General features: G+C 59.5%; 23 protein-coding genes and 1 riboswitch. Of the genes, 7 read left to right on the top strand and 16 right to left on the bottom strand.

Annotated features, from left to right (window positions below; genetic code table 11):
- Nucleotide 1: 1 nt before the first annotated feature.
- The 9 genes from SOM40_RS19970 to plsY all read right to left on the bottom strand — a co-directional run bounded on the left by SOM40_RS19970 (nucleotide 2) and on the right by plsY (nucleotide 7,242).
- Nucleotides 2-673, bottom strand: a complete 672-nt coding sequence (locus tag SOM40_RS19970) for an urease accessory protein UreF (protein WP_312078040.1) — start codon at nucleotides 671-673, stop codon at nucleotides 2-4.
- Nucleotides 673-1,212 (bottom strand): HupE/UreJ family protein, encoded by a 540-nt coding sequence (locus SOM40_RS19965; RefSeq protein WP_225758052.1) that lies wholly within the window; start codon nucleotides 1,210-1,212, stop codon nucleotides 673-675. The genes SOM40_RS19970 and SOM40_RS19965 overlap by 1 nt, the downstream gene beginning before the upstream one ends.
- A 9-nt stretch (nucleotides 1,213-1,221) precedes the next feature.
- Nucleotides 1,222-1,686: an urease accessory protein UreE gene (gene ureE / locus SOM40_RS19960; RefSeq protein WP_261644828.1), complete on the bottom strand. Its 465-nt coding sequence runs from the start codon at nucleotides 1,684-1,686 to the stop codon at nucleotides 1,222-1,224.
- Between the two features lie 9 nt (nucleotides 1,687-1,695).
- The gene (ureC, locus tag SOM40_RS19955) at nucleotides 1,696-3,399 is read right to left on the bottom strand and encodes an urease subunit alpha (RefSeq protein ID WP_320531030.1); all 1,704 of its coding nucleotides are present in this window, start codon (nucleotides 3,397-3,399) and stop codon (nucleotides 1,696-1,698) included.
- Nucleotides 3,392-3,706: an urease subunit beta gene (locus SOM40_RS19950; RefSeq protein WP_320531031.1), complete on the bottom strand. Its 315-nt coding sequence runs from the start codon at nucleotides 3,704-3,706 to the stop codon at nucleotides 3,392-3,394. The genes ureC and SOM40_RS19950 overlap by 8 nt, the downstream gene beginning before the upstream one ends.
- A 9-nt stretch (nucleotides 3,707-3,715) precedes the next feature.
- Nucleotides 3,716-4,018, bottom strand: a complete 303-nt coding sequence (locus SOM40_RS19945) for an urease subunit gamma (RefSeq protein ID WP_261644825.1) — start codon at nucleotides 4,016-4,018, stop codon at nucleotides 3,716-3,718.
- Nucleotides 4,019-4,028: 10 nt separating this feature from the next.
- The gene (locus SOM40_RS19940; protein WP_414672300.1) at nucleotides 4,029-4,841 is read right to left on the bottom strand and encodes an urease accessory protein UreD; all 813 of its coding nucleotides are present in this window, start codon (nucleotides 4,839-4,841) and stop codon (nucleotides 4,029-4,031) included.
- A gap of 210 nt (nucleotides 4,842-5,051) precedes the next feature.
- Entirely contained in the window at nucleotides 5,052-6,518 is a 1,467-nt protein-coding gene (locus SOM40_RS19935) for an MFS transporter (RefSeq protein WP_320531033.1), read from the bottom strand.
- A gap of 109 nt (nucleotides 6,519-6,627) precedes the next feature.
- Complete coding sequence (plsY, locus tag SOM40_RS19930) at nucleotides 6,628-7,242, bottom strand: glycerol-3-phosphate 1-O-acyltransferase PlsY (protein ID WP_106995854.1); 615 nt, start codon at nucleotides 7,240-7,242, stop codon at nucleotides 6,628-6,630.
- 107 nt (nucleotides 7,243-7,349) lie between these two features.
- Between plsY and folB the strand changes: the two genes are divergently transcribed.
- Both folB and bacA read left to right on the top strand, forming a co-directional pair.
- Nucleotides 7,350-7,718 carry a bifunctional dihydroneopterin aldolase/7,8-dihydroneopterin epimerase gene (folB, locus tag SOM40_RS19925; RefSeq protein ID WP_106995853.1) on the top strand — a complete coding sequence of 123 codons (369 nt, stop codon included), beginning with the start codon at nucleotides 7,350-7,352 and terminating at the stop codon, nucleotides 7,716-7,718.
- A gap of 106 nt (nucleotides 7,719-7,824) precedes the next feature.
- On the top strand, nucleotides 7,825-8,643 hold the full coding sequence (bacA, locus tag SOM40_RS19920; RefSeq protein WP_166184058.1) for an undecaprenyl-diphosphate phosphatase: 819 nt from the start codon (nucleotides 7,825-7,827) through the stop codon (nucleotides 8,641-8,643).
- Between the two features lie 13 nt (nucleotides 8,644-8,656).
- Here the strand turns inward: bacA and SOM40_RS19915 are convergent, their stop codons facing one another.
- Both SOM40_RS19915 and SOM40_RS19910 read right to left on the bottom strand, forming a co-directional pair.
- Nucleotides 8,657-9,898: a multifunctional CCA addition/repair protein gene (locus SOM40_RS19915; RefSeq protein ID WP_320531034.1), complete on the bottom strand. Its 1,242-nt coding sequence runs from the start codon at nucleotides 9,896-9,898 to the stop codon at nucleotides 8,657-8,659.
- 61 nt (nucleotides 9,899-9,959) lie between these two features.
- The gene (locus SOM40_RS19910; protein WP_106995850.1) at nucleotides 9,960-10,580 is read right to left on the bottom strand and encodes a TIGR04211 family SH3 domain-containing protein; all 621 of its coding nucleotides are present in this window, start codon (nucleotides 10,578-10,580) and stop codon (nucleotides 9,960-9,962) included.
- 238 nt (nucleotides 10,581-10,818) lie between these two features.
- Here SOM40_RS19910 and SOM40_RS19905 point away from each other — a divergent pair, with 238 nt between their 5' ends.
- The 3 genes from SOM40_RS19905 to hldE are packed head-to-tail and all read left to right on the top strand — an operon-like array spanning nucleotide 10,819 to nucleotide 16,468.
- Nucleotides 10,819-12,120 (top strand): CYTH domain-containing protein, encoded by a 1,302-nt coding sequence (locus SOM40_RS19905; RefSeq protein ID WP_320531035.1) that lies wholly within the window; start codon nucleotides 10,819-10,821, stop codon nucleotides 12,118-12,120.
- A gap of 18 nt (nucleotides 12,121-12,138) precedes the next feature.
- A complete protein-coding gene (gene glnE, locus SOM40_RS19900; RefSeq protein WP_320531036.1) occupies nucleotides 12,139-14,997 on the top strand; it encodes a bifunctional [glutamate--ammonia ligase]-adenylyl-L-tyrosine phosphorylase/[glutamate--ammonia-ligase] adenylyltransferase in 2,859 nt (952 codons plus the stop codon).
- A 40-nt stretch (nucleotides 14,998-15,037) separates the two neighbouring features.
- Nucleotides 15,038-16,468, top strand: coding sequence for a bifunctional D-glycero-beta-D-manno-heptose-7-phosphate kinase/D-glycero-beta-D-manno-heptose 1-phosphate adenylyltransferase HldE (hldE, locus tag SOM40_RS19895; protein WP_225758061.1), 1,431 nt, complete (start codon nucleotides 15,038-15,040; stop codon nucleotides 16,466-16,468).
- Nucleotides 16,469-16,604: 136 nt separating this feature from the next.
- On the opposite strand, the gene ubiK is transcribed toward hldE, so the two are convergent.
- A complete protein-coding gene (ubiK, locus tag SOM40_RS19890; protein ID WP_225758062.1) occupies nucleotides 16,605-16,901 on the bottom strand; it encodes a ubiquinone biosynthesis accessory factor UbiK in 297 nt (98 codons plus the stop codon).
- Between the two features lie 120 nt (nucleotides 16,902-17,021).
- Nucleotides 17,022-17,172, top strand: a riboswitch (FMN riboswitch).
- 104 nt (nucleotides 17,173-17,276) lie between these two features.
- Here ubiK and ribB point away from each other — a divergent pair.
- Nucleotides 17,277-17,930 (top strand): 3,4-dihydroxy-2-butanone-4-phosphate synthase, encoded by a 654-nt coding sequence (ribB, locus tag SOM40_RS19885; RefSeq protein WP_262672099.1) that lies wholly within the window; start codon nucleotides 17,277-17,279, stop codon nucleotides 17,928-17,930.
- A gap of 42 nt (nucleotides 17,931-17,972) precedes the next feature.
- Here the strand turns inward: ribB and zupT are convergent, their stop codons facing one another.
- Nucleotides 17,973-18,746 carry a zinc transporter ZupT gene (gene zupT, locus SOM40_RS19880; protein WP_106995844.1) on the bottom strand — a complete coding sequence of 258 codons (774 nt, stop codon included), beginning with the start codon at nucleotides 18,744-18,746 and terminating at the stop codon, nucleotides 17,973-17,975.
- Nucleotides 18,747-18,942: 196 nt separating this feature from the next.
- Here zupT and ygiD point away from each other — a divergent pair, with 196 nt between their 5' ends.
- On the top strand, nucleotides 18,943-19,734 hold the full coding sequence (ygiD, locus tag SOM40_RS19875; protein WP_106995843.1) for a 4,5-DOPA-extradiol-dioxygenase: 792 nt from the start codon (nucleotides 18,943-18,945) through the stop codon (nucleotides 19,732-19,734).
- A gap of 103 nt (nucleotides 19,735-19,837) precedes the next feature.
- Here the strand turns inward: ygiD and SOM40_RS19870 are convergent, their stop codons facing one another.
- From SOM40_RS19870 to tolC, 3 genes are all read right to left on the bottom strand, one after another.
- Nucleotides 19,838-20,998 (bottom strand): glutathionylspermidine synthase family protein, encoded by a 1,161-nt coding sequence (locus SOM40_RS19870; RefSeq protein ID WP_320531037.1) that lies wholly within the window; start codon nucleotides 20,996-20,998, stop codon nucleotides 19,838-19,840.
- A 2-nt stretch (nucleotides 20,999-21,000) separates the two neighbouring features.
- Complete coding sequence (locus SOM40_RS19865) at nucleotides 21,001-21,666, bottom strand: DUF1190 family protein (RefSeq protein WP_106995841.1); 666 nt, start codon at nucleotides 21,664-21,666, stop codon at nucleotides 21,001-21,003.
- Between the two features lie 173 nt (nucleotides 21,667-21,839).
- A complete protein-coding gene (tolC, locus tag SOM40_RS19860; RefSeq protein ID WP_225758064.1) occupies nucleotides 21,840-23,270 on the bottom strand; it encodes an outer membrane channel protein TolC in 1,431 nt (476 codons plus the stop codon).
- Nucleotides 23,271-23,348: the final 78 nt, after the last annotated feature.

Here is a 23,348-nt window from a genome sequence, read left to right as displayed (position 1 = left end):
CTCAGGAACGGAATAACCGTGAATATTGGGTTTCGTGACGCGCCGAGGCGATGGCCGAGAGCGGCGTGGCCGCCCCCAACTGGTCATCGCGGCGCAGAAGGGCCTGCTCCAGCCCGTCGGCAAAGCGATCGCAGAGATCGATGATCAACAGCTGGGCCGCCTGCTGACCAAAGGGCACCAGCTTAACGCCCGCCATCACTGCGCTCTCAATCCAGCTGTAGCCGAGGCTTAACGCCATCTCGCGCAGGCCGATACCCCAGCGCACGCCGAGCCACGCCATGCCGCACAGCTGGCTTTGCGAGAACAGCGGCAGCCAGTCGGGTGGACAGTCCGTCTCCCAGCTTTTGATCAGCCGGGTGAAGGCTGCCCCGCGGTTGCGCTCCTCTTCCCGCAGCTCGCGGGTCTCGCGGCAGGCGAGGAGGTACGCTGTCCAGCGCGAGGCGGCGGCAATATCCTGCTGCTCGCAGGCGCGATACAGGCGGGCAAACAGCGGCAGATCGACGCAGAAAAAGCTCTGCTCCATCTGCTGACATTGCCAGGCTTTGAACCCGGCGGGCGTCGTGACCCAGCCCGCTTCCGCCGCCCACTCCAGCCCCTGGGACCAGGTATAGGATCCCACCGGCAGGCTGCTGCTGGCGAGCTGCATCAGGCGCAGCTGGCGGGACAGATCCATCAGCTCATCAGCGCCAGCAGCGCAGAGGCGATCAGCCCGCCGCCAAAGGTTTTACGCAGCCCGTCGTGGCGGCGCAGCAGCAACCCGGCGGCAAAGCTGACGCACAGCACCGCAGCGCTGGCGAGCATAAAGCCGCTGGTGAACAGCCAGAAGCTGTGGCCTGCCATCTCGACGCCGTGCGCCCAGCCGTGGAACATCGCCAGCGCCGGGACGGCCAGCAACAGGCGGTTTTCGGTTTTGAACATCATCACGCCGCATACCGCCAGCGAGGCGATAATCAGCATCTCCATCCCGCTAAAACCGCCAAGCAGGCTGCCCGCGATCGCGCCGGTCAGCATCATGCCGAGGGTGGCAAAAGGCATCAGCAGTTTGCGGCCGCTCAGGGCGGCGAGCACGCCTGCGCCGGTTAACATCAGGAGGTGATCCAGCCCGGTCAGGGGATGGAAAAAGCCGGCCTGAAAACTGTCGCTGCCGTGTCCCGGATGGGCCAGCGCGGGCAGGGAGAAGGCCAGTAGCAGCAGGGGTAATAACTTGCGCATGATTAATCCTTAATGTGAATGAGCGTGAGAGTGCGAATGGGAATGGCCTTCGCTGGCGTAGGCCCCTGCTTCCGGTTCAAACGGCAGCCTGGCGAACGTCACTTCGAGGTCGAACAGGTGCAGCATCTCGTCGAGGACGTGATCATGGTGATAACGCAGCTCGCCGGGCAGAATTTGCAGCGGCACGTGGCGGTTGCCCAGGTGATAGCAGGCGCGCGCCAGCAGGAAAGGATCGGCGCAGCGCACCACCGACAGTGGCTCAGCGGCGGCAATAACTTCCACCACCTCACGCCCGTCGTCGCTGATGAGCAGGTCGCCGCCCCGCAGCAGCAGGCCGCGCGGCAATATCAGGCCTGCATCGCGCCCGTCGTCCAGCACCACGCGAGCGCGGCTCTTGACCCGGACATCAATCGGCAGCGTCACCCGGGCGGTCACGGGATGGGGATGGTCGAGGCGTTGGGTTAAGGTGATCATGATTTCTCCTCAGAACAGAAAATAGCGTTGTGCCATCGGCAGGACCTCTGCCGGCTCACTGGTGATCAGTTCCCCGTCAATGCGCACCTCATAGGTTTGCGCATCGACGGTAATGTTCGGTTGCAGGCCGTTGTGGATCATGTCGGCCTTTTTCACCGTCCGGCAGCCTTTGACCACCGCCGTGGCACTCTGCAGGTTCAACTGTTGTGCAATACCGTTATCGGCGGCGGCCTGCGAGAGAAACGTCAGCCGGGTAGCGTGGCGGGCGGCACCCAGCGACCCAAACATCGGCCGGTAGTGCACCGGCTGCGGGGTGGGGATCGAGGCGTTAATGTCGCCCATCGGCGCACAGGCGATCATCCCGCCTTTGACGATGGTGGCTGGCTTGACGCCAAAGAAGGCGGGGGACCAGACCACCAGATCCGCCAGCTTGCCAGCCTCAATCGACCCCACCTCGTGGGCGATGCCGTGGGTCAGGGCCGGGTTGATGGTGTACTTGGCGATATAGCGTTTCACCCGCAGGTTATCGTTCTCACCCGATTCGTCCGCCAGCGGGCCGCGCTGCACCTTCATCCGGTGCGCCACCTGCCAGGTGCGGATAATCACTTCGCCTACCCGGCCCATCGCCTGCGAATCCGACGAGGTGAGGGAGAAGGCCCCGATGTCATGCAGCACGTCTTCGGCGGCGATGGTCTCCCGGCGAATGCGCGATTCTGCAAAGGCGACGTCCTCGGCGATATCCGGGTCGAGATGGTGGCAGACCATCAGCATGTCGAGATGTTCGTCGATGGTATTGACCGTATACGGCAGAGTCGGGTTGGTGGAGGAGGGCAGAATATTGGGGTGCGCGCAGGCGGTGATGATATCCGGCGCATGGCCGCCGCCCGCCCCTTCGGTGTGGAAGGTGTGGATGGTGCGTCCGGCGATGGCGGCCAGCGTGTCTTCGACAAACCCGGCCTCGTTGAGGGTGTCGCTGTGCAGCGCCACCTGGATATCCATCTCATCCGCCACCGTCAGGGAGCAGTCGATGGCTGCGGGCGTTGACCCCCAGTCCTCATGAATTTTCAGGCCAATCGCCCCGGCGGCAACCTGCTCGCGCAGGGCATCCGGGTTGGAGGCGTTGCCCTTGCCCAGCAGGCCAATGTTGACCGGCAGGGTGTCGGCGGCCTGCAGCATCCGCGCGATATACCACGGCCCCGGCGTGCAGGTGGTGGCATTGGTGCCAGCGGCAGGCCCGGTGCCGCCGCCGATCATGGTGGTCACCCCAGAGACCAGCGCCTCTTCGGCCTGCTGGGGGCAGATCCAGTGGATGTGGGTATCGACCCCGCCCGCGGTAACGATCTTGCCTTCGGCGGCGATCACCTCGGTGGCCGCGCCAATTGGGATGGTCACGCCGGGCTGAATGTCCGGGTTACCGGCTTTGCCGACGGCGACGATCCGGCCATCCTTCACGCCGATATCGGCCTTAACGATCCCCCAGTGATCGACGATCAGGGCGTTGGTCAGCACCAGATCGACGCAATCCTGCGCCGTCATCTGCCCCTGACCCATGCCGTCGCGGATCACCTTCCCGCCGCCGAATTTGACCTCTTCGCCGTAGATCGTCAGATCCTGTTCCACCTCGATCCACAGCTCGGTATCGGCCAGCCGGACTTTATCCCCGGTGGTGGGGCCAAACATGTCGGCATAGGCCTGGCGCGAGATCTCAGCCATGGTTCACCTCGCCCATCACCTCGCCGCGAAAGCCGACAATACGCTGAGCGCCTGCCACCTGAACCAGCGTCACGGCCCTTTTTTGCCCCGGCTCGAAGCGCACGGCGGTGCCAGCGGCAATGTTTAGCCGGTAGCCTCTGGTGGGCTCACGATCGAACTTCAGGGCCGGATTCACCTCGTAAAAATGGTAGTGGGATCCGACCTGGATCGGCCTGTCGCCGTGGTTCTCGACGATCACGCTCAGGGTGTTACGGCCTGCGTTGATCACGATCTGGCCGGGTTTAATCTGGTATTCGCCTGGGATCATGCTGCCCCCTTACAGGATCGGATTGTGAACGGTGACCAGCTTGGAGCCGTCCGGGAAGGTGGCCTCCACCTGAATATCCGGGATCATCTCCGGTACGCCCTCCATCACCTGGCTGCGGGTCAGGACGTGGCGACCGGCTTCCATCAGCTCTGCCACCGTCTGCCCGTCGCGCGCCCCTTCCATAATGAAGGCGCTGATCAGGGCTACCGATTCCGGGTAATTGAGCTTCACGCCGCGGGTGAGGCGGCGCTCGGCCACCAGCGCGGCGGTAAACAGCAACAGCTTGTCTTTTTCTCTGGGGGTCAGTTCCATCGTGCGTCTCTCAGGTGTGCCAGATACGGGGCGAGCAGGGGGCTTTGGCGGTGAGCTGCGGGCGCAGGCGCTGCCAGATCTCGCGCATCGCCTGCTGGCAAATCAGGTTGTCATGGGCCAGAAAACGGACCGACAGCAGGCCGTCGGTGAGGGTCGCCCCCGCGAAATGCTCCAGCGGTGCCAGGGCTTCGCGGGCCTCCTCCAGCTGCGTTTCGCTGGCCGGGTAAAACAGCAGGGTGCCGATCCACGGGTGTCCCGCCACGGGGGTCAGATCGCCGTCGGCCAGGTGCTGACGCTCGATCAGCAGCGGTTCGCCGTCGATCCAGACCTCAAGGCGGCTTTCGATCTGCCCGTGGCTGAAGATCTCGCCGATCACCGGCCGGCCTAAGCAGAACAGCTCCCAGGCCAATAGCGTGCTGCTGCGCTGCAGATGAAACACCGAGCGCAGGGCGGCATTCGCGCCGGGGAAGAAAATGGTGTCCTGGGGTAGCCACTCCAGCGTGGCGTGCTCATCCAGGGTGAAGTGCTGATCCAGCCGCGCCAGCGCGCCGTTGCTGCGGTAGAACTTGCTGGCACCGGGCATGGTGATCAGCGCGTGGCTGCGGGCCTCAAGGTGGACGTCGATCGTCAGTTCATCCCCGCCAACAATCCCGCCCGGCGGGTGCAGCAGATAGAGGTGGCAGGTGTCGTCTTCGGGATAGAACGGGCGTTGTACGGTAAGGGGGCCGACATGACGAGCAGAGTGAAGGAGGGTTTTTTCAGGGGTGTGACAAAACTGCAAAGCAAGCGATGCCTGCCAGCCTTTTACTGTTTTATCAACCATCTGAGGTGCTGACATGCTTCATCCATCTGCTCGCCGTCGGGATTTTTTTAGTATGCCCTGGCGGAAATGAAGGCTGTCATATGAGTCACTTATGGATGGGGCGGCATTGCCCGGCGGCGCTGCGCTTGCCGGGCCTACAGGTCGTGCATGTTGTGGGGTTTGTAGGCCGGGTAAGGCGCAGCCGCCACCCGGCTTCTCCGTCGCCTGAACTTACCGGTAATCCTCCGCATCAATATCATACCCGGACGGTTCCCAGCGGATCGCCAGCAGCGAAACCAACCCAATCAACGGCGCCAGGGCAATCACCCAGAAAACAGCCGTATCCATCGAGGCCACCAGCAGCGGGAACATAAACAGCGACAGCGTCGAGCTGCTGCGCATCAGCGTCTGGTTCAGCCCCACACCCACACCGCGCAGCGAGGTCGGGTAACTGAGCGAAGCAAAGGTCATCGTATGCGCCCCCGGCCCAAAGCCCTGGCCGAACAGGAACAGAGCCAGCATCGCCACCGCCGTAACCCCCTCTGCGGCACCTTCCGGACGACCGATAATCGCCAGCACCAGCAGGGCAATCAGCTGGCAGGTATAACCTCCCAGTGACATCCGCCATGCGCCAAAACGCGGCACCAGCCGCACCGCCAGCAGACCGCCGACAAAGGCGAACAGCAGGTTCAGGGCCAGTGAGATCAGAATCGTGGTCAGCATCGACTGCACAAAGAAGCTGGAGATAATCACCGGCAGGCCAAAGGCCACGGCGTTATAGGCGAAGGACGAGACAATCGACAGCAGCGTGGCCAGGGTAGTGCGGCGCAGATAGACCCCGCGGAACAGATTCAGGTAGTTACCCCAGCTGGCTTTGTTCACCACCGGGGCGGGCTGGTCGAGCGCCTCCTGCGGCACGTGGGCATTAATGTTGTACGCCTTGCGCAGGATCGCCGCCGCCTCTTTCAGGTTGCCCTGATTCGCTGCCCACACCGGGGATTCGCTCATATACCGGCTGCGGATGGCAATGATCACCAGCGCGGGGATCGCCCCGAAGCCGAGGATAATACGCCACAGCCAGTCGCTGTGCGTCTCTGGCAATACGCTATAGAAGAAGAGCACCAGCAGATACGAAATGCTGATCGCGGCATACCAGGTAGGGCACCACATGGCGACGCTGGCGGCTTTGTTGCCGGGGCCCTTCAGCTTCGCGAACTCGCTTAAGAAGGCCATCGCCACGGGGAGATCGATCCCCACGCCCAGACCCATCACAAAGCGCGCCCCGGCCAGCACGTACTCGTTAGGGGCAAAGGCACAGGCGATGGCCGCGACCACGAAGAACACCATGTCGGCCATAAAGACCCGGTAGCGCCCGATTTTATCCGTCAGGTAGCCGCCAATCAGCGCCCCGACAATCGCACCGAAGGTGATGGCTGAAGCCACCATGCCGGTGCCTGCGGGGGTGAGGTTGAACTCGCGGGTAATATCTTTGATGCCGAACGCCAGCGCGCCCAGGTCGTAGGCATCCAGAAAGATGCCGCCAAGGGCGATCCCGATGACGATACGCGCATTGGCCCGGCCCTGTGAGCCTTCGTTTACCAGTTGGGTGACGTCCGCCGCGTTGCGGACCCATTTGATCTCCCCGTCGGGAGTGTTTCCTGTCGTTGCAAGTGAGGTTGGATCTGCGATCTCTGTCATTTTCTTATGTTGTGTTAGCTGTACGAACAAAAAGAGTACTCACAGCAAGAAAACGATCTAAATCACATTTGGTTATAAGGCATAACTAAGGGGCGAAGGCGAAAGGGCGCTACTGCGGCTCTTTCTTCTTTCTCTTCAGCTTCGACCAGATTTTAGTCTCCTGATGACGCCACAGGCGCTGGATGTTGTCATGATGACGCAGCAGGATCAGGCAGGAGAGCATCGACACCGGGAAGGTGAACTGGGGTTTGAACCACCAGACGTAAAACGGGGCAATCAGGGCGCTGACGATAGCGCCAAGGGAGGAGTAACCGCTGAGCAATACGCTGAGCAGCCAGGTGCCGGCCATCACGCCGGTGAGATCCCAGCCAATGGGGGCGATGGCACCAAATGCGGTGGCCACGCCTTTACCGCCTTTGAAACGGAAGAATACCGGCCAGATGTGGCCCAGACAGGCGGCGATAGCAATCAGCCCCAGCCAGAATGGCGTAACGCCCAGCGCATACGCGCCCCAGACGGGAAGCATGCCTTTCAGGACGTCAAAAATCAGAACCGCTACGGCTGCTCCTTTGCCGCCAATTCGTAGTACATTGGTCGCCCCCGGATTCCCGGAACCACTCTCGCGTGGGTCAGGTAACCCGGCGATACGGCAGACCAGAATGGCGCTGGAAATTGAGCCGCAAAGGTAAGCAAGGAGGATCATTCCAGGCGCGATTGCACTCATAACGCTGTTCCGTTTTGAAAATATCGTTTTGTACTTAGCATCTGTGGATAATACGCATAATTCGCCGGGAGTGGTATCCGGTTTAGCCAAAAACCAGGCAGGTCGTGATGGATATAGTATTTATAGAGCAACTTTCGGTAATCACCACTATCGGGGTGTATGACTGGGAACAGACCATCGAACAGAAGTTAGTGTTCGATATCGAAATGGGCTGGGATAACGTCGCCGCCGCGAAAAGCGATGATGTGAACGACTGTCTGAGCTATGCCGACGTTAGCGAAACGGTCATCAGCCACGTGGAAGGGCAGCGTTTTGCGCTGGTGGAACGCGTGGCGGAAGAGGTGGCGGAACTGCTGCTCAGCCGCTTTAATTCCCCGTGGGTGCGCATCAAAGTCAGCAAGCCGGGCGCGGTAGCGCGGGCGGCCAATGTGGGCGTTATCATTGAGCGTAGCCAAAATCTGAAAGGAAATATTTAACGGTATCATCGTTAAACCAATTCCTGTTAAATCAGTCTTACAGCTGTTCATTCTGCGGTTACCCCCTGGGTAACCCGTTTTTTTCTGTCTTTTTAGGGGTTTATTGATGAGCGATATGCACTCCCTGCTGGTGGCAGCAATACTGGGTGTGGTCGAAGGATTGACAGAGTTTCTGCCGGTTTCCAGTACGGGCCATATGATTATTGTTGGCCATCTGCTGGGTTTCGAAGGCGAAACGGCGAAAACCTTTGAGGTGGTGATCCAGTTAGGATCCATTCTGGCAGTGGTGGTGATGTTCTGGCGCCGTCTGTTCGGGCTGATTGGCATTCACTTTGGCCACCCGCCCCATGAAGGCACCGGCAAAGGGCGCTTAACGCTGCTGCACATTCTGCTCGGGATGATCCCGGCGGTGGTGCTGGGGCTGGTGTTGCACGACACCATCAAATCGCTGTTCAACCCGATTAACGTGATGTACGCGCTGGTGGTGGGTGGTTTCCTGCTGATTGCCGCCGAGCTGTTCAAGCCAAAAGAGCCACGCGCGCCGGGTCTGGATGATATGACCTACCGCCAGGCGTTTATGATTGGCTGCTTCCAGTGTCTGGCACTGTGGCCGGGCTTCTCCCGTTCCGGAGCGACCATTTCCGGCGGGATGCTGGTGGGCGTGAGCCGCTATGCGGCCTCGGAGTTCTCGTTCCTGCTGGCGGTGCCGATGATGATGGGGGCGACCGCGCTCGATCTCTATAAGAGCTACCACTTCCTGACGGCGGCCGACATCCCGATGTTTGCCGTAGGCTTTATCACTGCGTTTATCGTGGCGCTGATCGCCATTAAAACCTTCCTGCAGCTGATCAAGCGCATCTCGTTTATCCCGTTCGCCATCTATCGCTTTATCGTGGCGGCCGCGGTTTACGTGGTCTTCTTCTGATGACTCACTGCCCTCAGTCTTTCGGCTGAGGGCAACGCTGTTCCTTCCAGTCCGCTACTGCCTGAATCCGCCGTTTTGTTAACTCTTCCCGAATCTCTGGCCCTTTAAATCCGGCCTCGATCACCGCTTGCGTCGGCACGGCTTTCGCCACCTCCCAGGCTTCACGCAACAGTCGCCCCTGCGGATAGTCGTTGGCTTCAAACCCGGTGCGCCCGCGCACGTCTGCTTCGCTGGTCAGGGCGATCTGCTCCACGCGCTGCGGCTTGCGCCAGGCGTCAATGCTGTCGAACAGCTTCACGATGGTGGCCGGTTTGAGGATTGGGAAGGTGTGAATCAGGTCATGGAACTCGGCGACCAGCTTCGCCAGATCGCGGATCTCGTTCGGCACCCGCATGCGCTGGCAAACCCGTTCAACCAGTCTGACCCCTGCCGGGCCGTGGCCGTGATGACGTGGCCAGAGTTCGGGTGGCGTTAAGCCTTTGCCGAGATCGTGGCAGAGGGTGGCAAAGCGCACGTCCACCTCCGGGCTGAGCATCGCCGCCATGCTCAGGGTCATCAGGGTGTGGATGCCGGTATCAATTTCCGGGTGCCACTTCGCCGGGGCTGGCACGCCAAACAGCGCGTCCAGTTCCGGGAACAGCACTTTGAGCGCTCCGCAGTCGCGCAGCACCTGGAAGTAAACCTGCGGATTACGGGTGGTGAGCGCATTCTCCGTCTCTTTCCACACGCGCTCCGGGGTGAGGTGTTCCAGCTCGCCCGCGTCGGTCATCGCCGCCATCAGCGCCATGGTTTCGTCGGCGATGCGGAAGCTCAGATGGGCATAGCGGGCCGCAAAGCGCGCCACGCGCAGTACGCGAAGCGGATCTTCAGAGAAAGCCGGGGAAACATGGCGCAGGATGCGGTTTTGCAGATCCTGCTGACCGCCATAGGCATCGATGATATGGCCGTTTTCATCCTGCGCGAGGGCATTGATGGTCAGATCCCGACGCTGTAAATCCTCTTCGAGGGTAACGTCAGGGTCGGCATGGCAGGTAAAACCGGTATAACCGACGCCGGATTTGCGTTCGGTACGCGCCAGAGCGTACTCCTGGCGGCTTTGCGGGTGCAGAAACACAGGGAAATCGCGGCCTACCTGCTGGTAACCCGCGTCGAGCATTGCCTGAGGGGTGGCTCCCACCACCACCCAGTCTTTATCTTTGACCGGCAGACTTAACAACGCATCACGAACCGCACCACCGACCAGATAAATCTTCACGCCACACTCTCCCGTATCAAATATTGGCAAAATAATACGTAAGTGTGGCAGAGATGGCGACTTAGTTCATCCAACGGTCTTTACGTTTACGGCTCGGCACCAGATGCGGCAGCACCAGACCCAGCAGCAGACCCATCCCCAGCACGCCGCCGCCATACATAAACCACTGCATGATGATGGTGCGCTGTTTGTCATCCAGCTGCAGGTTGGCCGCGCTCACCTTTTTCTGGGCGACGATCAGCTCGTTCTTCAGCTTCTGGTTCTCATCTTTGAGACCGTTGATCACCCCGTCGCTCTGGGCCACTTTCTGCTGCATTTCAGCGGTGCGCTGGTTCCAGGTGGCGTCGATGTTGGTCAGCTTGTCAGTCAGGGTTTTGACCTGGTTTTCCAGATCCGGCACGCGGGTGCGCAGGCTCGGGTCAGTGCTAAGCTCTTTCAGGGGGATCCAGGCGGTACGGCCGCTGCTGTCGCGCACCTGGCCGTAGTTGGATTCCGCGTTGCTCTGCAACAGCACCACTTCCTCGCCGGCATTAATCGTACCCACGAGGCGATAATTGTCACCCGGACCACTGCGTACCCAGGTGTTCAGTTCGTCAGAAACGTAGCGCTTCTCTTCTGCGTGGACCACGGTCGCGGCGCTTAAAGCAAGTAATGTCAGTCCGATCAGGCGTAATTTAGGCATCAGGCAGTCGTTATTTTCATGAAAAGTGGAACGATATTAGTGGAAACAGACTTCAGGCTCAAAGGATTCGTCAGCATTCGGAATCCTCTGTGCTCTGTTGGCCACTGTAGCAAACTTTACGCCCGTCAAATTGCCCATTGCGTGGCAATCTGGCGCAAAATACTATCTACTGACAAAAAAGTGGCGAGTAAGTTCGCCGTAATTTACCCCACGATATTGCAATCAAAAGAACAAGGCCATGGCTCAGGAAATCGAATTAAAGTTTATCGTTGAAAACGGCAGCGTCGATGCGCTGCGAACTCATTTGCATCAGCTGACCGGCGAGCATCACGCTCCGGTGCAACTGCTCAACATCTATTACGAAACCCAGGACCTGTGGCTGCGCCGTCATGACCGGGGTCTGCGTATCCGCGGCGTGGACGGACGCTACGAGATGACCATGAAGGTCGGCGGCCGCGTGGTCGGCGGCCTGCATCAGCGCCCGGAATACAACATCGATATCAGCCAGCCTGAGCTGGAGCTGGCGCGTTTCCCGGCGGAAGTGTGGCCGGAAGGCCAACTCCCTGACGATTTGGCGGAGCGCGTTAACCCGCTGTTCAGCACCGATTTCTGGCGCGAGAAGTGGCTGGTGAACGAAGGTAAAAGCCGGATCGAAATCGCCCTCGACCTGGGGGAAGTGAAAGCCGGTGAGTTCCAGGAGCCGATCTGCGAACTCGAGCTTGAGCTGCTGGAAGGTCACGCCGATGACGTCCTGAAGCTGGCCCGCAAGCTGGTGACGCTGAACGGTCTGCGCCAGGGCAGCCTGAGCAAAGCCGCCCGCGGCTATCATCTGGCCCAGGGCAATGCTCCGCGTGTTCTGAAGCCGACCGAGATTCTGCGCGTTGCGCCAAAATCCTCTGTCGAGCAGGGCTTTGAAGCCTCGCTGGAGCTGGCGTTGAGCCAGTGGCAATACCACGAGGAGCTGTGGGTCCGCGGCGTGAAGGGGGCGAAAGCCGAGGTACTGGCGGCGATGGCGCTGGTGCGTCACAGCCTGACGCTGTTCGGCGGCATTGTGCCGCGTAAAGCTAGCGCTCACTTACGTGATCTGCTGACCCAGGTTGAAGCCCTGATGGCTTCTGAGGTGTCTGCTGAGACGGCGATCTACAGCCCGCAAACCGCGACGGCGAAACTGACCCTCACCGAGTTCCTGATCAATCGCGGCTGGCGCACCTTCCTCGATGCGAAGGCGCAGGCCAAAATCGACGACTCCTTTAAGCGTTTTGCCGATACCCACCTGTCCCGCCACGCCGCTGAACTGAAAACCATTTTCGGACATCCGCTGGGCGATCAGTATGGCGATCAGCTGATCCGTCTGGCGCGCAATATCGACAGCATCCTGCTGCTCGCAGGGGCCTATGACGGACCGGTCGCCCGCGCATGGCTGGAGAACTGGCAAGGGCTGCTGTATGCCATCAAGACCCGCCAGCACATTGAAATTGAGCATTTCCGCAACGAAGCCATTTCGCAGGAGCCATTCTGGCTGCACAGCGGAAAACGTTAACGCAGGCAAGGAACCCCCATGATGCCGCTTTCTTCACCCTTACAGCAGCAGTGGCAGACGGTATGTGAACGTCTGCCGGAAGCATTACCCGCCTCGTCATTAAGCGAGCAGGCCCGGCAGGTACTGACCTTCAGCGATTTTGTGCAGGAGAGCGTCACCGCCCATCCTGACTGGCTGGCAGAGCTTGAAGCTTCGCCACCCCAGGCGGACGAGTGGCAGCACTACGCGCAGTGGTTACAGGACGCGCTGGTGGATATCAGCGATGAACCCGCGCTGATGCGCGTGCTGCGCCAGTTCCGCCGTCGGGTGATGGTGCGCATCGCCTGGGCGCAGGCGCTGATGCTGGTGAGTGAAGAGAGCACGTTGCAGCAGTTAAGTCACCTTGCGGAGACGCTGATCGTCGCCGCACGGGACTGGCTGTACGACGCCTGCTGCCGGGAATGGGGCACGCCGTGCAGCGAGGAGGGTACCCCGCAGCCGCTGATGATTCTGGGCATGGGCAAACTGGGCGGGGGCGAACTTAACTTTTCCTCGGACATCGACCTGATCTTCGCCTGGCCGGAGAAGGGCGCCACCCGCGGCGGACGCCGCGAGCTGGATAACGCCCAGTTCTTTACCCGCCTGGGGCAGCGGCTGATTAAGGCCCTCGATCAACCTACTCAGGATGGCTTTGTCTATCGCGTGGACATGCGCCTGCGCCCGTTTGGCGACAGCGGCCCGCTGGTGCTGAGCTATGCTGCACTGGAAGATTACTACCAGGAGCAGGGCCGCGACTGGGAACGCTACGCGATGGTGAAGGCGCGGATCATGGGCGATACCGGCGATGCGTATGCCAACGAGCTGCGCGCCATGCTGCGCCCGTTCGTGTTCCGTCGCTACATTGATTTCAGCGTTATTCAGTCGCTGCGTAACATGAAAGGGATGATTGCCCGGGAAGTGCGTCGTCGCGGCCTGAAAGACAACATCAAGCTGGGGGCGGGCGGCATTCGCGAGATTGAGTTTATCGTCCAGGTGTTCCAGCTGATCCGCGGCGGACGCGAGCCCTCGCTGCAGTCCCGCTCTTTGCTGCCCACCCTGGCCGCCATCGCTCAGTTGAACCTGTTGCCGGAAGGCGATGACCGGATCCTGCGCGAGGCCTACCTCTTTTTACGGCGACTGGAAAACCTGCTCCAGAGCATCAATGACGAACAAACCCAGACCCTGCCGGGGGATGAGCTCAATCGCGCCCGTCTCGCCTGGGGGATGCGCGTTGACGACTGGCAGGCACTGACCGACGCACTGGATGCGCACATGGCGGCGGTGCGGCGCATATTTAACGACCTGATCGGCGACGATGAGAGCGAATCCCAGGACGATGAGCTGTCCGAGCACTGGCGCGAGCTGTGGCAGGATGCGCTGCAGGAGGACGACACCACACCGGTGCTGACCCACCTCAGCGATGACGATCGCCATCGGGTTGTGGCGCTGATTGCCGATTTCCGCCTGGAGCTGAACAAGCGTGCCATCGGCCCGCGCGGCCGCCAGGTGCTGGATCACCTGATGCCGCACCTGCTCAGCGACGTCTGCTCCCGCGCCGATGCGCCGGTACCCCTGTCGCGCCTGACCCCGCTGCTGAGCGGGATCATCACCCGTACCACCTATCTGGAGTTGCTCAGCGAGTTCCCCGGGGCGCTGAAGCACCTGATCTCCCTCTGCGCCGCCTCGCCGATGATTGCCAGCAAGCTGGCGCGCTATCCGCTGCTGCTGGATGAATTGCTCGATCCCAACACCCTTTACCAGCCGACGGCGACCGACGCCTATCGCGACGAGCTGCGCCAGTACCTGCTGCGCGTGCCGGAAGAGGACGAAGAGCAACAGCTGGAGGCGCTGCGTCAGTTTAAGCAGGCGCAGCTGCTGCGCGTGGCGGCGGCGGATATCTCCGGAACCCTGCCGGTGATGAAAGTGAGCGATCACTTAACCTGGCTGGCGGAAGCGATTATTGATGCGGTGGTCCATCAGGCGTGGGTGCAGATGGTGGCCCGTTACGGCCAGCCGAAGCACCTGGCCGATCGTGAAGGGCGTGGCTTTGCGGTGGTGGGCTACGGCAAGCTGGGCGGCTGGGAGCTGGGCTACAGCTCCGATCTGGATCTGATTTTCCTGCATGACTGCCCGGTGGATGTGATGACCGACGGCGAACGTGAGATCGACGGTCGTCAGTTCTATCTGCGCCTCGCCCAGCGCATCATGCACCTGTTCAGCACCCGGACCTCGTCCGGCATTCTGTATGAAGTGGATGCCCGCCTGCGCCCGTCCGGGGCGGCGGGGATGCTGGTCACCTCTACCGACGCCTTCGCCGACTACCAGAAGAACGAAGCCTGGACCTGGGAGCATCAGGCCCTGGTGCGTGCCCGGGTGGTGTATGGCGATCCGCAGCTGAACGCGCAGTTCGATACCATTCGTCGCGACGTGCTCACCGCCACGCGCGAGGGCCCGACGCTGCAAACCGAAGTGCGCGAGATGCGCGAGAAGATGCGCGCTCATCTGGGTAATAAGCACAAGGATCGCTTTGATATCAAAGCCGATGAAGGCGGTATCACCGACATTGAATTTATTACCCAGTATCTGGTGCTGCGGGACGCGCACAGCAAGCCGAAGCTCACCCGCTGGTCGGATAACGTGCGCATTCTGGAGCTGCTGGCGCAAAACGACATTATGGACGAGCACGAGGCGCTGGCACTGACTCGCGCCTACACCACGCTGCGCGATGAGTTGCACCATCTCGCCCTGCAGGAGCAGCCAGGCCATCTGCCGCTCGAGTGTTTTAACCCCGAGCGAGAGCTGGTGCGGGCCTGCTGGCAGAAGTGGCTGGTGGAACCGTGCGTAACAAAACAAGTGTGATATTATCGCGCGCAAATTGTGAATCTTTCTGGAGTCAGGAATGAAAGTAACACTGCCAGAGTTTGAACGTGCTGGAGTTATGGTGGTTGGCGATGTGATGCTGGATCGCTACTGGTATGGGCCAACCAGCCGCATTTCCCCGGAAGCCCCGGTCCCGGTGGTGAAGGTGGATACCATTGAAGAGCGTCCTGGCGGCGCGGCAAACGTGGCGATGAACATTGCTTCCCTCGGCGCGCATTCGCGTCTGGTGGGGCTGACCGGTATCGACGACGCGGCGCGTGCGCTGAGCAAGACCCTAGCGGACGTGAACGTCAAATGTGACTTCGTTTCTGTTCCGACGCACCCGACCATCACCAAACTGCGCGTGCTGTCGCGCAACCAGCAGCTGATCCGCCTCGACTTCGAAGAGGGCTTTGAAGGCGTGGATCCGGAGCCGCTGCATGAGCGCATCAACCAGGCGCTGGGCAATATCGGCGCGCTGGTGCTCTCTGACTACGCCAAAGGGGCGCTGGCCAGCGTGCAGCAGATGATTACCCTGGCGCGCGATGCCGGTGTGCCGGTGCTGATCGATCCGAAAGGCACCGATTTCGAACGCTATCGCGGGGCGACGCTGCTTACGCCAAACCTGTCTGAGTTCGAAGCGGTAGCGGGTAAATGCAAAACCGAAGAGGAGATCGTTGAGCGCGGCATGAAGATCATCGCCGACTTCGACTTCTCCGCGCTGCTGGTGACCCGCTCCGAGCAGGGGATGACCCTGCTGCAGCCGGGCAAAGCGCCGCTGCATATGCCAACCCAGGCGCAGGAAGTGTATGACGTCACCGGTGCCGGTGATACGGTTATCGGCGTGCTGGCGGCAACGCTTGCCGCAGGTAATACGCTGGAAGAGGCCTGCTACTTTGCCAATGCCGCCGCGGGCGTGGTGGTGGGTAAACTGGGTACCTCTACCGTTTCGCCAATCGAACTGGAAAACGCGGTGCGCGGTCGTGCCGATACCGGTTTTGGCGTGATGAGCGAAGATGAGCTGAAAGTGGCGGTTGCCGCCGCCCGTAAGCGTGGCGAGAAAGTAGTGATGACCAACGGCGTGTTCGACATTCTGCACGCGGGTCATGTCTCCTATCTGGCGAATGCGCGCAAGCTGGGCGACCGTCTGATTGTGGCGGTTAACAGCGATGCCTCCACCAAACGCCTGAAAGGCGAGACCCGGCCGGTGAACCCGCTTGAGCAGCGCATGATCGTACTCGGCGCGCTGGAAGCGGTAGACTGGGTGGTCTCGTTCGAGGAAGACACGCCGCAGCGCCTGATTGCCGGGATCCTGCCGGATCTGCTGGTCAAAGGCGGTGACTACAAGCCTGAACAGATCGCGGGTAGCGAAGAGGTGTGGGCCAACGGCGGGGAAGTGATGGTGCTCAACTTTGAGGACGGGTGTTCAACCACCAACATCATCAAGAAGATCCAGAAAGACAGTCAGTAATTCGTGCGGGCTGATGCCCTCACCCCAACCCTCTCCCACAGGGAGAGGGCGCAAACATTAAAAACGGCAACCTGGGTTGCCGTTTTGCTTTTGCCTCGTAGGCCCGGTAAGCGAAGCGCCACCGGGCGTTACAGCGTTATTCTACGTCGTTAACCGGTGGGATCGCCGGTGCCGGACGCACTTCTTCAACGACGTTGCGGTTTTCCAGCTCGGTCAGACGCTGCTCCAGCAGGGCGATTTTCTCGCGGGTACGCAGCAGCACCTGCGTCTGTACGTCAAATTCTTCACGGCTGACCAGATCCAGACGCATCAGCTGCGACTGCAGCACCTGGCGGATCTTCTTCTCAACGTCATCACCGAATTCACGTACGCCTTTCGGCATAGATTCATGGACCTGGCGGGCAAGTTGTTCAATTTTTTTTGGGTCGATCATGGTAGTTCCCTTGAAGAAAAGGTGTTAACGACCATTGTAGCGCGTAACTGCGATCCTTAAACCAGATTTGTGTGAAGCTTATGCGTTGCCGAACATAATCATTAGCGTTATAGTTATCCCGCTTATTCTCAGGGCGGGGCGAAATTCCCCACCGGCGGTAAATCAGCTCTATGCTGAAAGCCCGCGAGCGCTTTGGGTGCAAACTCAAAGGTCAGCAGATCCGGTGTAATTCCGGGGCCGACGGTTAAAGTCCGGATGGGAGAGAGTAACGAACCAGTCGGGCGAGGCCCGCTCACGTTATTTTTTTGCCGCACAACGGCGCTCCTAAGACTGCCCTGATTCTGGTAACCATAATTTTAATGAGGTTTTTTTACCATGAATCAGACGCTCCTTTCCTCTTTTGGCACCTCTGCTGACCGTGTAGAACAGGCGCTTGCTGCGCTTCGCGAAGGTCGCGGCGTGATGGTGCTTGACGATGAAGATCGTGAAAACGAAGGCGATATGATTTTCGCCGCCGAAACCATGACCGTTGAGCAGATGGCACTGACCATCCGTCACGGCAGCGGCATCGTTTGCCTGTGTATCACCGAAGATCACCGTAAGCAGCTGGATCTGCCGATGATGGTAGAGAACAACACCAGCGCCTACGGAACCGGTTTTACCGTGACCATCGAAGCGGCCAGCGGTGTGACCACCGGCGTGTCTGCTGCTGACCGCGTAACCACCGTGCGTGCAGCCATTGCCGATGGCGCAAAACCTTCTGACCTGAACCGTCCGGGCCACGTATTCCCGCTGCGCGCGCAGCCGGGCGGCGTCCTGACCCGCGGCGGCCACACCGAAGCGACCATCGACCTGGTGACGCTGGCTGGCTTCAAGCCTGCCGGTGTGCTCTGTGAACTGACCAATGATGATGGCTCTATGGCGCGCGCGCCGGAGTGCATCGAGTTTGCCGGTAAGCACAACATGGCGGTAGTCACTATCGAAGATCTGGTGGCGTATCGCCAGGCGCACGAGCGCAAAGCCAGCTGATAACGCATCAATAAAAAACGCCGGGATAACCCGGCGTTTTTTTTAGCCTATTCCGGCCGTCTGGAGTAACACCAGACTGAGCCCCATCACCGACATCCCGCACAATACGCCATAGCTGGGATTGTTATTCGGGTCGATCTCTTTGGCGAGCGGCATCAGCTCATCCACCGACAGCGCCACCATAATGCCTGCTACCGCTGCCATAATGGCTGCCATCACCACCGGCGAAATCAGGCTGCCGAGGATCAACCACGCCAGCACCCCGCCGAGGATCTCCGCCATGCCGGAAATGCCTGCCCAGAACACCGCTTTACGCTTTGATCCCGTAGCTGCATAGACCGGGCCCGCCACTGCCAGCCCCTCAGGGATATTGTGCAGCGCCACTGCCAGCGCAATACCAAAACCTAACTCCAGATTGTTGCTGGCGGTCACGTAGGTGGCAACGCCTTCCGGAAAGTTGTGCAGGCTGATGCCCAGGGTCAGGAGCAGGGCGGTGCGCCGAAGGTTAGCGGGCAGCGGCTGACTCCCTTTTTGCATCAGGTCCTGCGGGTGCGCGTGGGGCAGCATTCTGTCCAGCGCAAAGTAGCCCAGCAGGCCAACGACAAACATCCCGTAGCCGAGCACCGGCGACATGCCTTCCGTGCCGAGGGCGGCGGGTAGCATCTCCATCAGGGAGATGAGCAGCATAATCCCGGCCGCAAAGCCGAGGGAAAAGGCCAGCACGCGGTTAGAGGGCTTCTGGCCCAGGACGCCGAGCATGGCGCCGATAAACGTGGCAGCACCAGCAAGAATAGTCAGAATCAGCGGAACTGACATTCACCTCTCCTTATGATAATGATTCTCATTAATATTAAAGGCTAAACTCGCACAATGCGAGAGGGTACAGTCGCCTTTACAGATCCCTTACATTCAAATTTCCTGATGATCTTCATCATGGTTATCTGAGTTCATCTTATCGGGTTAACGGTTAAGGTAAAGCTATCAAATCGACACCTTGTGTAAGGATATCATCATGACTTCTTCTCGTATGCCAGCACTGTTTGTGGGTCACGGCAGCCCAATGAATGTGCTGGAAGATAACGTCTACACCCGCGCCTGGCGGCATCTGGGCGAGACGTTGCCGCGTCCGAAGGCGATTGTGGTGGTCTCCGCGCACTGGTTTACCCGGGGCACCGGCGTCACCGCGATGGAAACCCCGAAAACCATCCATGATTTCGGTGGATTCCCGCAGGCGCTGTACGACACACACTATCCGGCACCGGGCTCCCCGGCGCTGGCGCAGCAGCTGGTGGATCTGCTGGCTCCGATCCCGGTCACCCTCGATAAAGAGGCGTGGGGCTTTGACCATGGCTCCTGGGGCGTGCTGATCAAGATGTATCCGGATGCCGACATCCCGATGGTGCAGCTCAGCATCGACAGCACCAAACCGGCGGCCTGGCACCTGGAGATGGGGCGTAAGCTCGCGTCTCTGCGTGACGAAGGCATTATGCTGGTGGCCAGTGGTAATGTAGTGCATAACCTGCGCACCGCTCGCTGGCACGGGGAAAGTACGCCTTATCCGTGGGCAACGTCATTTAATGATTACGTGAAAATGAACCTGAACTGGCAGGGGCCGGCAGAGGAGCATCCGTTGGTCAATTACCTGGCACACGACGGCGGCTCGCTCTCGAACCCGACGGCGGAACATTTCCTGCCGCTGCTCTATATCCTGGGCGCGTGGGATGGTCAGGAGCCGATTACCACACCGGTAGAGGGCATCGAGATGGGCAGTTTGAGTATGTTGTCGGTGCAGGTGGGGAAATAAAGGCAAAAAGGTAACAAGAGTTACCGTTTTTAGTGTTTGCACCCTCTCCCTGTGGGAGAGGGCCGGGGTGAGGGCATCACGCCGCACAATCCCGGCAATACGATTATTCCACGAAGATATGCGGATAGAACCGTGACAGATCCTGGGTGATCAGCGCCCGATCTTCACGAATACCAATCCCGGCGGGTTGATTGTTGATCAACCAGCTGCCGATCAGCATATAGCTGTCGCCATACTTCGGCAGTTGATAGAACTGCTGGACGATCATTCCCTCTTCGCCATACGGGCCTTCTACCGCTTCCACGGTGTTACCGTTTTCGATAATCGACACGTTGGCCCCCTCGCGGGAGAAAATCGGCTTTTTGACATACTTATCCATCTGCGGATAGTCATCTTCCGCGAAGTACGCTGGCAGCAGATTCGGATGGTCCGGGAACATCTCCCACAGCAGTGGCAGCAGGGCTTTGTTGGAGATAATGCTCTTCCACGCCGGTTCCAGCCAGCGCACGCCAGCATCTTCCAGCTTGGTAGAGAACACTTCGCGCAGCATGTATTCCCACGGATAGAGCTTGAACAGGTTGCTGATAACCTGATCCTGCGTATCGGTGAACTGGCCTCTTTCGCCCAGCCCGATATCTTCTATATAGAGAAACTCGCTGGCAACCTCGGCCTCGGCTGCGCAATCCTGCAGATACTGCACCGTGCCGCGATCTTCAACCGTGTCACGACAGCAGGCGAAGTGCAGCAGGTTGAAGCCGTGCTGCTCGCGCAGCTCAGCGAAACGCTCAATCAGCTTTTCCTGCAGGCTGTTGAACTGATCGCTGCCTTCAGGCAGGTTGCCCGCTGCGACCTGATCTTCGAGCCAGATATACTGGAAGAAAGCCGCTTCGTACAACGAGGTTGGCGTATCGGCGTTATTCTCGAGCATCTTCGGCTCACCGACGCCATCCCACGCCAGATCGAGGCGCGAATAGAGCGACGGCTGATGCGTCTGCCATGACTGACGCACAAAGCCCCAGGTGTGCTTCGGAATGCGGAATTTAGTCAGCAGCTCATCGCTGGCAATGACCTTCTCCACGACCTTCAGGCACATCTGATGCAGTTCAGCCGTCACCGCTTCCAGCTTTTCAACCTGGTCGAGTGTCAGCTTGTAATAGGCATCTTCACACCAGTACGGCTCGCCGTACATGGTGTGAAAGTTGAAACCGTATTCGGTGGCTTTTTCGCGCCAGTCCGGGCGCTCAACAATACTGACTCGTTCCATTATCAGCCGCCCATAGAGCGTGTTGAGGTGCCGGTCGCGCTACGCTGCATGGTGTTCTGTTTAGCAACAGAGTCACCGAAGCCGCCGCGGGTAACGGTATTCGTGGTCGCTGGTTTTGGCGCCATGGCGGTCTTAGGCACGTTCATGGTGCGGCCTGGTTGGGCAGCGCCGTAACCTTTGCCGCTGGCATCGGTGTACTGGCCGTAAGCTGGGCTGGCCGGGTTTTTCGAGCTGAACAGCGGCTGCTGTTTATAACCCGCGCCACCACCCATCAGACGGCCCATCATATAGCCCGCCATCAGCGGCATCCAGAAGCTGCCGCTGGACTGTGCCTGAGCCTGGTTTTCCGGGGCGGTACCCGCCTGAGCCGGTGCCTGCTGGCACTGACCTTCGCCAAATTCTGCCACGCAGTCTTCACGGCTGGCGTATTTCGGCGCGGTGCGTTCCGCTTCCTTCAGGGCGTTGTTGTAAGAGGCGGTACACTCCGCGCTTTTACCGGTGGCTGCAGCACAGTCATCGGCATTCTGATAGAGCGAAACCGTTTCGTCAGTTTGTTCACAGCCTGCCAGCATAAAAACAGCGGTAAACGCCAGGGCGACAGGGGTGAGATGACGCGCGTTCCAGCTTTTGCGGAACGAAGCGTGATTAATGGATTTTGTCCGTTTCATAATTGTCTTCCAGGACCCAGTGGTAAAACACAGAAAATAACGCTCAGAATAGAGGATGAGTGGTGGAAATTGAAGCGATCGGCGTCAAACAGGGGGATCTTTACGTTGGCTTACGTTTTTTTGTCGGGCAGGCAGGATTTAACCGGCCTGGTGAACCCAGGCCGGTATCATTATCAGTTGCTGGTAGTGCGTGCAGCGGCGGCAGTGTAACCGTCAGCAGAGGCATCCTGCTGTGGGTTTTCCGGGGCCACGGCTTCCGGGGTAGTGGAGATCGGTTTACCCAGGGCACCGTTCAGCGCCAGCAGATCCTGCTCGTTCAATGTACCCAACGCTTGCTTGATGTTCAGCTGGTTAATCAGGTAGTTGTAACGGGCATTGGAGAGCTGTTGTTTGGCGTTGTACAGCGTGGTGGTCGCGTCCAGCACGTCAACGATGGTACGGGTACCGACAGAGTAACCGGCTTCCGACGCATCCAGTGAGCTCTGGGCAGAGACCACGGCCTGTTTGTAGGCATTGATGCTGCTGACAGAGGCGTTCACGTTGTTGAAGGAGGAACGCACGGTCTGCACTACGCTGCGGTGCGCGCTTTCGAGCTGCTCGCTGGCACCAACAAAGTTGTACTGCGCCTGTTTGACCTGCGAATTCACCTGGCCGCCCTGATAGATTGGCAGGGAGAAGTTCAGGCCGATTTTATTCTGGCCAACATCGCTATCGTTGTACTGGCCGGCGTTGGCACCGCTGGTTCTGGAACCGCTGTAGCTGGTGTTAGAAATGCTGCTGGAGGCGCTCAGGCTCAGGGTTGGCAGATGGCCATCCTGTGCCAGGCGGATCTGCTCGCGGGCCAGATCCTGGCTCAGACGCGCCTGCAACAGGCTGAGGTTACGGTTTTCAGCTTCTTTCAGCAGGGCATTCACCGCCTGCGGCTTTTCGGCTTTGAAGTGATCAACGTTCAGCGAGGCCAGTTGCGGGTAGTAATTACCGGTTACCTGACGCAGCTCTTCGACGGCATTATCCAGGTCGTTACGCGCGGTAACTTCGTTCGCCAGCACGTTGTCGTATTGTGAACGGGCGTTCTGCACGTCAGTGATCGCCACCAGGCCCACGTTGAAACGCTGGGTGGTCTGATCGAGCTGACGATAGATAGCTTGTTTCTGTGCTTCAACGTAGGAGAGCGTATCGATGGCGCTCAGCACTTTGAAGTAGGCGGTTGCCGTATTAAGGATCAGCGTCTGCTGGTCGGTCTGATAGGTGACATCCTGAATACCGGCAGATTTCTCCTGCAGGCTCAGGTTACGCCATTTAGACATATCAAACAGCGTCTGGGTTAACTGGAGTGAACCGCTGGTGACGTTAGAGTCGACACCGTTAGCATCACGGTAACCGTTGTTATAGGTATAATCTGCACCTAAACCCAGCTGCGGTAATAATGGGCTGCGTGCTTCATTAATCTTTTCAAAGGCAGCATCACGATCGGCGGCGGACCTACGCAGTTCCGGGTTGCTCAGACGTGCCTGCTTATAAACCTGCATCAGGTCCTCTGCCTGACTCAACGCGCTGAAACCCGTCAGGCTCAGGCCGATGAGGATGGGGAGCAATTTCTTCATTTGCTTTCCTTGTTGTGAAGCTTAGTTAGCGCTGATCTAATTAAAAAATATCTACCGATTCTAGCAGACTTCGCCACT

This window comes from Leclercia sp. CFBP8987 (assembly GCF_034044995.2).
GTDB lineage: Bacteria > Pseudomonadota > Gammaproteobacteria > Enterobacterales > Enterobacteriaceae > Enterobacter > Enterobacter tamurae.
This window is presented reverse-complemented; position numbering and strand designations above follow the sequence as displayed.